Here is a 12,786-nt window from a genome sequence, read left to right as displayed (position 1 = left end):
AGGAGCAGCCGAAGTCTAATCCCATCATTGCGGATAATCATTATATTTTTGAAATTTTTGTTTTCATGCCTGTGATTTTTTTGAAAGATGTGCGAATAATAGTTTGAAAGAGTTTTACCGTCAACCATCTAGTCCTTGTCTAACGAAATAGAATTTTTCCTATCCAGTATTGAATCCAATCAAGGGATCATATACAAAGTGGCAAACTCCTATTGCAATGATGTAGATGATCGTGAAGATCTAATTCAGGAAATCATCCTCCAGCTTTGGCGGGCTTATCCAAGCTATAATCCAGCGTATAAACTCAGCACCTGGATGTATAGAATCGCTCTGAACGTAGCCATCTCGGCCTATCGAAAAGAAAGTAAACGAACACAGCTGATAAGGCCGCTGTCGGAAACTGCTATTTACTTGGACGAGGATAAAAGTGAAGCCAAGGATAACCGGGATCTCTTGCAGGCACTTATAAGAGAACTCAAAGAGGTGGACAGGGCACTGATTCTTCTTTACCTAGACGGCTATTCATATCCAGAGATCGGTGAAATGATTGGATTGTCAGAAAGTAATGTGGCGACAAAACTCTCTCGAATCAAACAACAATTGAAAAAGAAATTCACAGCACACTAAGAAAATCATGGAAGACATAGAACTTCAACAACTTTGGAAATCGTATGATGAAAGACTTCAGGAACAATTGGTCTTTAATCGAAAAAATGCTTCAGATATTACCAAGATGAAGGTAAAGAGTACCCTTTCGGCTATGCGTCCAATCAAGATTTTCACGCTTCTACTTGGGATTCTTTGGGTGCTTTTTTTGGATGTTTTGTTGATTAACCTTTTCCCTGTAGGGAACTTCTTCTTTCTGATTTCTTTTGGGTTTATCTCCTTGGTCAACAAAATAGCTGTTGGGATTTATGCCTATCAGTTGATTCTCATATCGGTGGTCAACATCAATTCTCCCGTGATCAGCACACAGAAAAAGATAGCCGGACTTGTGAGCTCTACACTGTGGGTCACACGTATTCTGATGCTACAGCTTCCCTTTTGGATCACAGGTTTCATGAGTTTAGCTTGGGTTATTAATGGAAATATTCTCTATTGGAGCATTCAAGGAGCGTTGACTGCACTGTTTGCAGGGCTGGCTGTGTGGCTGTTTATCAATATCCGCTATGAAAATCGTGAAAAGCGCTGGTTCAAATTCCTCTTTGGAAGCTACGAATGGACGCCGATTATGAAAGCGCAGGAAATGCTAGGACAGATCAAAGAATATGAGGAGGCAAACTAACCGTATTTTCTTTTTTTAACGCGAGAAAAATAATCGAGAGATAAGTATAGCATTACTCAAGTCTCCGTCTCCACCATCGCTTTCTACTGCAGAGGTTACGTAAGTTAGTCTCCAACCATCTTGAAGCATGCTGTTGATTTTAGATGAGATCATTGCGTCATTGGATGCTACGTTTCTAGGTTTGACTTCTAATCCATCAAATATATTCTGCAGTTTAATTTCTTCTAAATTATCAACTTTGACATGCTTTCCTTTAAGTTCTCTGTTTTTAGCTTTGGATCCGTCTGTTTTAAAAGCTGCATACTCAGAATCATCTACTTCTGTTTGTGAATCAATTATGCTTGATTCTCCATTTCCCCTATAATTTAAAGACTCTACTATTGTTACTATTTTGAATTCCTGGGTGTCCTTTGTGGTAGGTGATTGTGCGTAGGCTGATGCTGAGTAGAGCAAAGGGAAAATGAGAAGCAGGAATTTCATAGGTCTTTGAAGCTTAGTTGCCCAAAAACTAACGGAAATAAAATTAGTTTGTTTTGGAAGGGAGTTAGATTAAAATAAAAAACAACAAGCCCACTGCCAATATTACAATCATCTTTTGTGCTCTTTCTTTGATTTCCGGGGTTAGTTTCGGTTTTCGCATCACCAATACAGCCAAACTCAACCCAACCAATTGCAACGCCAATCCTACACCGTTTAAGGGTCCCATGGGTGCCTCCAATACCCTGAAATACGAATTCAAAAGCCCAAGAAAGCAGAGCACTATTCCAGTGATTCCAAACAAAAATGAGCGTTGAAGCAAAATTTTTGGAGGTTGTTCAGTCCATTTCATTTTTTCTGAATCTATAATTGGGGCGCAAGATACAAGACTTATTTCTACCGACTCTTTATGGGTTATTTTTTGACCTTTATCTTTTCCAGTCTGGAGTAGAAATAGGCTTTTATTTGATCAGCACTCATCGCATTTAGGGTCATTTCTTTCGTCAGTCCGCCTTTTCTTCCTACCAAAACACCATATTTCATATCAGCATAGCCTTCCATCGCATGTGCATCAGGATTGATGGAAAGCATCACTCCTTGATCCATAGCATAGCGGACCCATCGCCAATCCAAGTCCAGTCTCCATGGATTGGCATTGATCTCGATGACTACATTGTTTGCTGCACAGGCGTCTATGATCGCTTTGTGATCAATAGGGTAGCCTTGGCGGCGAAGCAAAAGTCTTCCCGTCGGATGGCCTAGTATGGTGGTGTAAGGATTTTCAATCGCCGTGATTAATCGATTCGTTGCGCGCTTGATGTCCATATTCAGAATCGAGTGAACTGAAGCCACGATAAAGTCAAAGCTTGCCAGCACATCGTCTGCATAGTCAAGTTTTCCGTCAGAAAGAATATCGCTCTCTATTCCTTTGAAAATCCTGAATGGCGCCATTTCCTTATTCAAGGCATCGATTTCCTGATGCTGTTTTGTGATTTGATCCTCAGTCAATCCTCCTGCGTAAAAAGCCGTCTTGCTGTGATCTGAGATCCCTAGGTACTCATATCCTAGCTCCCTGCAATATTCAGCCATTTGCCTCAAACTATGCTTTCCATCGCTGTACGTGGAGTGGTTGTGCAAAATGCCTTTTAGGTGGCGATCTGTAAGCAGTTCTGGAATTTTATTTTCCTTGGCCAGTTCTATTTCTCCATACCCTTCGCGCATTTCTGCGGGAATAAATTGAAGGCTATTGATGCTGAAAAACTCCTCCTCGCTGGAATAGTCCTTTTTCTGAAGCTTTTGGGCAATAGTTTCCTTTTCATCTACGTGCCCTTCCAAATGAAGCGGAGCTGCTACAAGAGAGAGCTTTTTCCATAGAAAATCGGCTTTGGAGCAAAAGTGAATACTCACCCGAAGATCGATTTCTTGCATTTTCCCTCGTAAGGTTCTAGGCCCAGATTCCAACAAAATCCACTCGATGGAGTCCATTGCCTTGATGTTGGATTTCACAGAAGCTAATTCATCTGAGGCAAGAAGAAATTCGGCTTCGGTGATGATTTCCATTTGTCTGGCAAAATCACCTACAACTGCCAAATCTGCCTCTGGAGCTAATGCTTGAAAGGTTTCTTTCAATTGCCCGATGATTTCCTCAATATCCGCATAGAGCCATTTGCCGGAATTTGAAGCTTTGAATTCAAGGTTTTCGATGATTGTATGCTGTGTTTTCTCTCCAAAACCCTTGATTTTTGCCACTTTCCCCGATTGGCAAGCTTCCATCAATTCATGCGTGGAGGTAATTCCTAATTCCAACCAGAGGGTTTTTACCTTTTTCGGTCCCAAGCCTTTGATCTGAAGAACCTCCAAAATTCCTTCTGGGGTTTTTGCTAAAAGTTCTTCTAGAAAGGGGAAGGTGTCGGTCTCTCTCAGCTGTAGGATAGCATCCACCATGCTTTTTCCTACACCTTGAATTTTGGCTAGTTCTTCTTCACTAAGACTCATGATGTCCTGATCTCCGCGCTCCAAGGAAATCAATGCACTTTGATAGCTGCGGATTTTGAATGGGTTTTCGTCGTGAAGTTCCATCAGCTGGATGCTGAGTTTGATTTTTTTCAGAAGAGTCTTGTGATCCAAAATTTCTCGGGTTGTGTGAAAGTGATGAGACAAATGTCTTTAAATAATGTTTCAATTTAAGGGGCTATGGCTTAACTTAAAATTGAAAATTGATATTCTGTTAAGCTCAGCTCTGCAAAACATTGGAACGTAGGAAGATTCATTTGCTTCAGGAGCGATTTTGAACAGAATGAGTGTATTTACGTTATTCGAGACAACTGATTTTTAACATTTAACCGAAAAAAAAGAATGAAGTATTGGATGGTCAAATCAGAACCTAATGCATATTCTTGGGAAGATTTCGTAGGGAAAAATGAAGATATATGGGATGGTGTGAGGAATTACCAAGCGCGGAACTATCTTAGAGAAATGCAGTTGGGAGACCAGGTGTTTTTTTATCATAGCGGCAAGGAAAAGGCCATAGTTGGAATTGCTGAGGTGAGTGAGGAACAATTTCCTGACCCCAAGGATAAAGCTTGGACGGCTGTTAAACTAAAGGTGAAAAGCTCCCTTACAAATGCAATATCTCTGGCTGAAATTAAGGCAGAAGATAGACTTTCTGATTTGCCTATGCTCAAACGATCGCGCTTGTCAGTTTTGCCAGTGGCAAAAGATGAGTTTGAATTACTTCTAAAAATGGGTTCATAAAAATGAAAAAAATAATTCTACTGCTTTTTCTTTCAATCCTAGGACAGCAGCTTTTTGCTCAAGTCAGATTCATTGAGCGTTTTGAAGTAGCTTCCGAGATGAGGGATCCCTTGTTTGAGATGATAGATTCAGAATCCGGTCTGGTTTCTTTCAGAACTATACCAGAAAAAGGCCTGAATCTGCGGAAAGTGTTTCAGTACTTTTTGGTGGACTCTTCCCTGAACTCTGAGCGTGGCATCATAGAGTTTCCTGTTCAGGAAGGATTTGATATGCTGGGCTACGACACGGATAAAAATCACCTCTTTGTGCTCTTCACCAAAGGCTATACCTCTGCTTCGGATAAATATATTTTACAGATTGACCTGGCTACGAGGCAAGGCTTGGAGTTCAATGCTGACAATGTGTTGGATATGGAGCTGGTTGAATTTCTGATTCAGGATCAAAAAGCAATATTTATGGGGCGTGCTGACGACAGGCCGGTACTTCAGATCCACGATTTGCAGACTAAAAGCGTCCATACTTTGCAGGGCATCTACGGAAATAATACCCAAGTGCTGCAAATACGTAAGAAACCGGAGACAAAATCACTCGAGGTGGTATTGAGCAGGGAGGGTGCGTACCGAGACCGGGAGATTCTCATCAATAAATATGACATGGAGGGCAATGTGATCCAGGAAGTGAAAGTGGATCGTTTTGGCGAACAGGGCCAGGAGATTTTAGATGGGTTGCTGGTATCCACAGGCAATTATCAGGAGGCAATGCTGGGAGCATTTGGCCTGGAGCGGAGAAACGCTTATCAAGGCATGTACATCATGGATATCAATGAATTTGGAGAGTTTGATTTTAAACTATATACCCTGGCAGACTTTCCTAATTTCTATAACTACCTCAATGACAAGTCAAAAGAAAAGCAGGTGAAATCTGTGGAAAAAGAGCTGGACCGCGAAAGAATACCCGCTATAAATAGCCTTTATGCTATCCGTGATGTGCGGCAGACTCCCGATGCTTACTACGTTTATTTTGATCAATACACGGTAAATAATAGTAGGTCGGGCTATCAAAATGGCGCTTTTTCCCCTACAGGAGGCTACCGGTATGACAGATGGAACAGAATGGGAGCCACCACCTTCTCGGATCCGTATTTAGCCAATCGATTTCCGATGTCCACTAGCTATCAGACTATTCCGGAATATCGCTACATCTCTGCACACTTTGCCAAAGTAGCTAAAACAGGCCAGGTGCTTTGGGATAATGCCGTTTCCTATCAAGAAATGGTGACTACCTATCCTGAGGCATTTGGTGAAGTGGCCGTAGTGGGAGATGATTTATACCACATGTTTGTCGAAGATCAGATCATCAAGTTGAGCTTCTTCAGAAATGGGGAAAAAGTGTTTGAGAATATGGAATTCGAACTGAAACTAATCAATGAAAAAGAGCGGATACGAGATACTAATTTGGAGAGTTTGCGCCTGATTCACTGGTACGATAGGTATTTTCTACTTACAGGTACCCAAGGGATACGTTACATCAGTGAGTCTGGAAGTGATCAGACCAGGGAGGTTTATTTTATCACCAAAATAGTGGTGGATGGGGATTTGTATAAGCCCGAAGAACTCCCAGACTAGATTTTATTTTTATATTTACCCGCAAATCTACCCCATGCAAAAAAGGCTAGTCTTAGACGAAGGACAGATTGAGATCATACTCAGACGATTCTGTCACCAACTGATCGAAAATCACGACGATTTTGACAATACCGTACTTTTGGGTTTGCAGCCCAGAGGGCCAATATTGTTGGATAAGATCGTAAAACTCCTGGAAGAAATTTCGGGCGTGAAAGTTCCTTCGGGGTATCTCGACGCTACTTTTCACAGAGACGATTTCCGTAGGAGAGATTTTCCCCTCAAAGCCAACGAAACCAAAATCAACTTTCTGGTCGAAGGGAAAAAAGTGATCCTGGTAGATGATGTGCTCTACAAAGGCCGATCTGTACGGGCTGCTATGGATGCCATGATTGCATTTGGCAGACCTCAAAAAGTCGAACTCATGGTGCTGGTAGATCGCAAACTCACCCGCGATTACCCAATCATGCCAGATTACTATGGCGTACGTGTACATACCCTGGAAAGCCAGTATGTCATCGTGGAATGGGCTGCGCAGGGCAATGAAAAAGACGCAATTTGGATCACAGAGAAAGTTAACCCTTAACCATGTCGCAACTAAGCACGAAACACCTACTTGGAATCAAAAACCTCACAGAGGATGATCTCCAACTTATTTTAGACACGGCAGCGAACTTCAAAGAAGTGATCAATCGACCGATCAAAAAAGTGCCTTCTTTGCGTGATATCACCATTGCAAATGTGTTTTTTGAGAATTCTACACGGACAAGACTTTCTTTTGAATTGGCAGAGAAAAGGCTCTCTGCTGATGTGGTGAATTTTTCCTCATCAAACAGTTCAGTGAAAAAAGGGGAGACGCTGGTCGATACAGTCAACAATATACTTTCTATGAAAGTGGATATGGTGGTAATGAGACATTCCAGTCCAGGCGCACCTCACTTTCTGTCCAGAAATGTCAAGGCCAATATCATCAATGCTGGTGATGGAACTCACGAACATCCGACCCAAGCACTACTTGATTCTTTTTCGATCAAAGAAAAACTTGGAGATGTAGCTGGGAAAAAAGTGGCCATCATCGGAGATATTCTGCATTCTAGAGTAGCACTTTCCAATATCTTCTGTTTGCAAAAGCTTGGTGCCGAAGTGATGGTCTGCGGGCCGATTACCTTGCTGCCAAAATATATAGCCAGTCTTGGGGTGAAAGTAGAGTTGGATGTGAAAAAAGCCCTGCAATGGTGTGATGTGGCAAACGTTCTGAGAATTCAGCTGGAAAGACAACAAATCAAGTATTTCCCGAGTTTGCGTGAATATTCCCTTTATTATGGGATCAATAAAAAGTTGTTGAGCCAGCTGGATAAAGAGATCGTCATCATGCATCCCGGACCTATCAACCGTGGAGTGGAATTGAGTTCGGATGTGGCCGATTCGGAACACTCCATCATCCTGGAGCAGGTTCAAAACGGTGTTGCTGTGCGGATGGCTGTGCTCTACCTACTAGCTGGAGCAAAAGGATAAGTTGATTTGAGATTTGAAATTTCAAATTTGAAATCAGTTAACATTTAAATCTCAAATTTACTTTTATGCTGAGTGTAACTAATCTTGTGAAGACCTATGGCAAGCAGAATGCTGTCAACGATATTTCCTTTGAACTACAAGGAGGGGAGGTAGTTGGGCTTTTGGGGCCGAATGGTGCTGGGAAAAGTACAACCATGAAATGTATCGTAGGCCTACTTCGCAAAACATCCGGAGAAATCACGTTAGGAGGGCACGATCATTTGAGCGTGGAGGCAAAACGTCTTTTCAGTTACATTCCGGAAACACCTTATGTCTATGATTTGCTTACTGTCCATGAACATATGCAGTTCGTAGCTCAAGCCTACGGGGTGAAAGATTGGAGAGGAAAAGCTGATGAATATTTGGAGCTATTTGAGTTGGCGGACAAGAAGGATAAACTTGGTCGCGATCTATCGAAGGGTATGCGCCAAAAAGTATCCATTTGCTGCGCATTGCTTCCAGATCCGCAAGTGCTGTTCTTTGATGAACCCATGATAGGATTGGATCCTAAGGCGATCAAAAACACGAAGAAGGTTTTTAGAGAACTCAAAGAAGCGGGAAAGACTATTTTGGTTAGTACTCACCTGATCGACAGTGTGGAGTCCATCGCTGACCGGGTGATGATTTTAAAGGATGGAAATATAGTCGGGAATGATACCATAGCAAACTTGAAGATACAGTCTCTACAGGGAGAAGGCACTACACTTGAAGATCTGTTCTTAGAAATGACCAAAGATGAATGAAATCCGACTGTTGTTCAGAAAGGATATCCTCATTCTGCTCAATAATATCAAACTGATTCTTAGAAATCCCCTTCGATTGCTTCCTTACGCAGGTATCGCCGGATACATTTTCTTTATGTATTGGCTGCGTATGAGAAACAGAGATAAAGATTCCTCCAGCCAAGAATTGCCCGAACTGGACATGAATGGCATTCCCGAAGTAAATTTTGCCTTGCAGAACATCGTGGGAGGCGTGACAATTTTGGCTCTGGTCATCCTGATCTATCAGCTTTTTAGAGCCACTAAGAATAATGTCAGTTTCTTCAAAATGGCTGATGTCAACTTGCTCTTCACTGCGCCTGTAAAGCCTGAGAATATCCTGATCTATTATATGGTGCGTTCCATTTTACCTTCTTTGGGTGGCGCGATCATATTTGTAGGTTACGCATCCAGCCAGGCTATAGATACCTACGAGATGTCGGTTGCGAATTTTATATTTCTGGTTCTAGCCGCAGCTTTATTCTTTTTTATTGTTTCCCCTATCAAGTTTCTGGTCTATACGCTGAACTCCAAGTACGATGTGATGGAATACATCCGCTCGGGAGTAATTGCATTGGCAGTTTTACTTTCTGGGATGATTATCATTCCAGGACTGATGGCTGAAAAATTCTGGCAGGGAATGTTTGCCTGGATTTCCTCACCATGGTTTGATTTCTTTCCTATCGTCGGCTGGAGCAGAGGTATTGCGAGCTTCCTGTCACATGGTAATGTGGTTATTTCTATTGGTTTCGTTTTACTTTATGGGATTTCCTATTTCGTGATTTTGAAACTGGTCATTCGTTTTGCTGGATACTATTATGAAGATGTATTAGAAGCGACGAAGTCCAACGAAGAAAAGCTGGAAAAAGTAAAAGGTAAAAAGGAAGTAGGAGAGAGTACCTACAGCTTAAATACCAAAAAGAAACTGGCCTTGCCAGATTTTGGAATCGGGGCTAAGGCATTTTACTGGAGAAATTATGTGCACAGTTCAAGGCAGGATTTTCATCCGCTTTTTGGACTGTACTCTCTGATTATGGTAGGGATAGGATTAGTGCTGGCTGGTTTGTCACTTTTTGAATGGTTTTCTCATTACGTGCTTTATGGTTATCTCGTGATGTTGCTGTTTATCTACTTCTTTGCAGGAACAGGCAGGGCAAATGTGGGAGATCTGAAAAAGCCATTTTTCATACTCGTGCCAGCTTCTTGGGCTTCAAAGTTTTGGAATATGATCAAGCTCGATATACTGCAGATTACCCTGTTTTGCTTAGCCATGATTATTCCATCGGTTTTGATTGCCGGGCTGAACTGGTATATCATACCGTTGTTCCTATTTGCCACACTTGAAGTTTATCTAGTTGGCTTTGGTATTAATATTATTCCCCAAATCGCCTTGGATGAAGGCTGGGATAGGAAGTTGATCAAGCCCTTTATGATCGGGGGAATTGTGCTCTTCGGCTTTGTGCCGGCATTCGCTTTTAGTATTGTTGCATTTATCGCTTCGAAGCAATTCGTTTGGGCGCTATTTGGCGGGACTTTTGGGATGTTTTTTGTAGCGGCTATCCTGATGCATGTGACGCTGGATATATTGAAGCGCTTAGAATTTAAGGAGGTTTAAGCTTACCGGTTTTTTTTGAAAAAGGCTCTTGAAATATTCTATAAAATGTTTCTGAGAGAAAACCTATTCATAAGTCAATATATAAAACCTCACTTGTATCTACATCGAATGCATATAGTTTTTTGTCATCAGGAGAGATTGATATTGTCATAACTTCTCTATCTAGAATTATTTTTCTATCTGGCTTTCCATTCCAATCGTAAATGAATACTTCCTTGCCAAAGAAAGCATTTTCTTCTTTGTCTTTTTTTCCAGAAAAAAGTCCGTATATATATTTCTTTGATACAGAAATTCCCAGGAAACAATGTTGCACATCTGGCGTCCTTTCAAATATATGTTCTCCTGATTGATTAACTACTAATGCCTCATAATTATCGATTTTGGATGGCCCTACAATAGAAAAACTTTCTCTAGTTTTGATGTTAAAAATCTCAATACAATCGTGCCATCTATATGCTGAAGCCACTAGAAATTCATTAGGATTAATATCCATCGAAAACTGAAAATACTTTCTAATTTCTTCAGGATTTAAATTTTCAGGGAATTTGATATAATCGCCAATTTCATCAATTAATTCACCATTTGACCGATTTAATACTTGAAATTTCTTTATTGATTCTTTAGATCCAGATCCAATTAAATGTTCTTCGTTAAGAATCTTTATTTTATCAAAATAGTTAGGAAGTTTTATCTCATTGAAATCTTCAGTGATAAGATTTTTTTCTATGACTTTTCTCATAGTGAAGTCAAAAATCATAAAATATCCATTTTTTAGACTTGATGATTTTGGTGAAAATGATTCATACAGACCATTTCCTTTTCCAATAAAGCCTTGAGTTAATTCTTGTTTTTGAAAATTTAAAAAATGAACAATTTTATTGTTTTTACCATCAATATCATGGATAAATAGACCAGAGTCAGTAGCTATAAAATTATACGGAGTACCGCCTATGTAGTCAAAGTACTTTTTAAAAGAATGTGACTCGATTATTTTATAGTCGTTAATCTCTAATTCGTTTTCAGTAATTTTTATTTTCTTTTCTGCATGATTTTCACAACTCGTTAAAAATGTCAGAGTCAAAAAAAATGACAGTACATTATTTTTCATATATTATTAAATAAATAGTTGATTTTTTGTACAATGGCAATTTATTTAAAAAAAAAACTAACTAATCAAATTAATTAGTTTAAAAATTTTGAATCGGTTTTTTAATTGAAAAGAAAGTCTATGTTGGCATAATCTCTCTGCCAATTACCGAATTTTATTCTGTTTTAACTTTCCGGTAATCGCATCCCCCGAAAATTTCCTTTATTTTTGATTACAAATAGCACCAAATATAACCGACTATGATTTACAACTCAATAATCGATACCATCGGAAACACCCCGATGATCCGTCTGAATAAACTTGCCAAACATATCAAAGGAGAAGTTTTGGTAAAGGTGGAATACTTCAACCCCGGCAACTCGATGAAAGATCGTATGGCTATCAAAATGGTGGAAGACGCTGAAAAAGCAGGTTTGTTAAAGCCGGGAGGAACGATCATAGAAGGAACATCCGGTAATACGGGTATGGGCTTGGCTCTTGCCGCTGTCGCCAAAGGTTATAAGTGTATTTTCACTATGGCTGATAAGCAGTCTAAGGAGAAAATCGATATTCTTAAGGCTGTAGGAGCTGAAGTGATCGTCTGTCCGACAAACGTGTCACCTGAAGATCCAAGGTCCTATTATTCTATTGCGAGGAAATTGAATCAGGATATCCCTAACTCTTTTTACCCAAACCAATACGATAACCTATCCAATACTGCAGCTCACTACGAGACTACTGGGCCAGAAATCTGGAATGACACGGATGGAAAAATCACTCACTATGCAGCGGGTGTAGGGACAGGTGGATCTATGTGTGGTGCAGCGAAGTTTTTGAAGGAACAGAATCCAAATGTGGTAACTGTGGGAATTGATACCTATGGTTCGGTTTTCAAAAAATATAAAGAGACGGGCATTTTTGACGAGAAGGAAGTTTATCCATACCTGACAGAAGGAATTGGAGAAGATATTCTGCCTAAGAATGTGAACTTTGATATGATCGATCACTTCATCAAAGTAACGGATAAAGATTCCGCAGTGATGACACGAAGACTGGCTAGAGAAGAAGGTTTATTTGTGGGCTGGTCCTGTGGATCGGCTGTTCACGGAGCTTTGGAGTGGGCAAAAGATAACTTGAAGGAAGGTGATCAGATGGTTATTATTTTGCCTGATCACGGCACCCGCTATTTAGGAAAAGTCTATAACGACGAGTGGATGAGAAACCACGGATTCTTGGAAGACAAAACCTTCTCTACTGCCCGGGATATCATTGCGCAGCGAAATGGCGCTTATACTTTGGTTTCTTCCTTGAAAACTGACTCTGTGAAAGAGGCGATAGGCTTAATGAATAAAACGAGTGTGTCTCAGATTCCAGTTATGGAAAATGGGGAAGTGGTGGGTAGCTTAACAGATAATAAGTTACTGGCTAGAATCATCGATAATCCTGCTTTGAAAGATGCCAAAGTTGCAGATGTAATGGAAGACTCTATGCACTTTGTGGCGCTGGATAGTACTTTGGATGTACTCTCTTCAATGGTTGAAAAAGAAAAGGCGGTTCTTGTTCGTGATGTACAAAATCAGATTCACATCATCACCAAGCATGATATCTTGGAGGCTTTCACGAAGTAAACA

General features: G+C 40.5%; 13 protein-coding genes. 9 read left to right on the top strand and 4 right to left on the bottom strand.

Annotated elements, in window-relative coordinates; genetic code table 11:
• The first annotated feature begins 135 nt into the window (after window positions 1-135).
• Both BM386_RS12600 and BM386_RS12595 read left to right on the top strand, forming a co-directional pair.
• A complete protein-coding gene (locus tag BM386_RS12600; RefSeq protein ID WP_091694729.1) occupies window positions 136-627 on the top strand; it encodes an RNA polymerase sigma factor in 492 nt (163 codons plus the stop codon).
• Window positions 628-634: 7 nt separating this feature from the next.
• Window positions 635-1,285: a hypothetical protein gene (locus tag BM386_RS12595; RefSeq protein WP_091694726.1), complete on the top strand. Its 651-nt coding sequence runs from the start codon at window positions 635-637 to the stop codon at window positions 1,283-1,285.
• A 15-nt stretch (window positions 1,286-1,300) separates the two neighbouring features.
• Here the strand turns inward: BM386_RS12595 and BM386_RS12590 are convergent, their stop codons facing one another.
• The 3 genes from BM386_RS12590 to BM386_RS12580 all read right to left on the bottom strand — a co-directional run bounded on the left by BM386_RS12590 (window position 1,301) and on the right by BM386_RS12580 (window position 3,841).
• Entirely contained in the window at window positions 1,301-1,765 is a 465-nt protein-coding gene (locus BM386_RS12590; RefSeq protein WP_091694724.1) for a hypothetical protein, read from the bottom strand.
• Window positions 1,766-1,829: 64 nt separating this feature from the next.
• The gene (locus BM386_RS12585) at window positions 1,830-2,114 is read right to left on the bottom strand and encodes a hypothetical protein (RefSeq protein WP_091694721.1); all 285 of its coding nucleotides are present in this window, start codon (window positions 2,112-2,114) and stop codon (window positions 1,830-1,832) included.
• A 62-nt stretch (window positions 2,115-2,176) separates the two neighbouring features.
• On the bottom strand, window positions 2,177-3,841 hold the full coding sequence (locus BM386_RS12580; RefSeq protein WP_091695474.1) for a helix-hairpin-helix domain-containing protein: 1,665 nt from the start codon (window positions 3,839-3,841) through the stop codon (window positions 2,177-2,179).
• 276 nt (window positions 3,842-4,117) lie between these two features.
• On the opposite strand from BM386_RS12580, the gene BM386_RS12575 reads away from it, so the two are divergent.
• The 6 genes from BM386_RS12575 to BM386_RS12550 all read left to right on the top strand — a co-directional run bounded on the left by BM386_RS12575 (window position 4,118) and on the right by BM386_RS12550 (window position 10,068).
• Window positions 4,118-4,516, top strand: coding sequence for an EVE domain-containing protein (locus tag BM386_RS12575; protein WP_091694718.1), 399 nt, complete (start codon window positions 4,118-4,120; stop codon window positions 4,514-4,516).
• Between the two features lie 2 nt (window positions 4,517-4,518).
• Window positions 4,519-6,141 carry a hypothetical protein gene (locus tag BM386_RS12570; RefSeq protein WP_091694715.1) on the top strand — a complete coding sequence of 541 codons (1,623 nt, stop codon included), beginning with the start codon at window positions 4,519-4,521 and terminating at the stop codon, window positions 6,139-6,141.
• Window positions 6,142-6,175: 34 nt separating this feature from the next.
• Complete coding sequence (pyrR, locus tag BM386_RS12565; RefSeq protein WP_091694712.1) at window positions 6,176-6,724, top strand: bifunctional pyr operon transcriptional regulator/uracil phosphoribosyltransferase PyrR; 549 nt, start codon at window positions 6,176-6,178, stop codon at window positions 6,722-6,724.
• A 2-nt stretch (window positions 6,725-6,726) separates the two neighbouring features.
• Window positions 6,727-7,653, top strand: a complete 927-nt coding sequence (locus BM386_RS12560) for an aspartate carbamoyltransferase catalytic subunit (RefSeq protein ID WP_091694710.1) — start codon at window positions 6,727-6,729, stop codon at window positions 7,651-7,653.
• A 65-nt stretch (window positions 7,654-7,718) separates the two neighbouring features.
• Entirely contained in the window at window positions 7,719-8,435 is a 717-nt protein-coding gene (locus tag BM386_RS12555) for an ABC transporter ATP-binding protein (protein WP_091694707.1), read from the top strand.
• Window positions 8,428-10,068, top strand: coding sequence for a putative ABC exporter domain-containing protein (locus tag BM386_RS12550; RefSeq protein ID WP_091694704.1), 1,641 nt, complete (start codon window positions 8,428-8,430; stop codon window positions 10,066-10,068). The genes BM386_RS12555 and BM386_RS12550 overlap by 8 nt, the downstream gene beginning before the upstream one ends.
• 67 nt (window positions 10,069-10,135) lie before the next feature.
• Here BM386_RS12550 and BM386_RS12545 read toward each other — a convergent pair whose 3' ends face one another.
• On the bottom strand, window positions 10,136-11,176 hold the full coding sequence (locus BM386_RS12545) for a BF3164 family lipoprotein (protein WP_091694700.1): 1,041 nt from the start codon (window positions 11,174-11,176) through the stop codon (window positions 10,136-10,138).
• Between the two features lie 239 nt (window positions 11,177-11,415).
• On the opposite strand from BM386_RS12545, the gene BM386_RS12540 reads away from it, so the two are divergent.
• The gene (locus tag BM386_RS12540; protein ID WP_091694697.1) at window positions 11,416-12,783 is read left to right on the top strand and encodes a pyridoxal-phosphate dependent enzyme; all 1,368 of its coding nucleotides are present in this window, start codon (window positions 11,416-11,418) and stop codon (window positions 12,781-12,783) included.
• Window positions 12,784-12,786 lie beyond the last annotated feature (3 nt).

The sequence above is a fragment of the Algoriphagus locisalis genome, from assembly GCF_900116615.1.
Taxonomy (GTDB): Bacteria; Bacteroidota; Bacteroidia; order Cytophagales; family Cyclobacteriaceae; genus Algoriphagus; species Algoriphagus locisalis.
The sequence above is the reverse complement of the archived record's forward strand: the minus strand, read 5'-3'. Positions and strand labels throughout refer to the sequence as shown.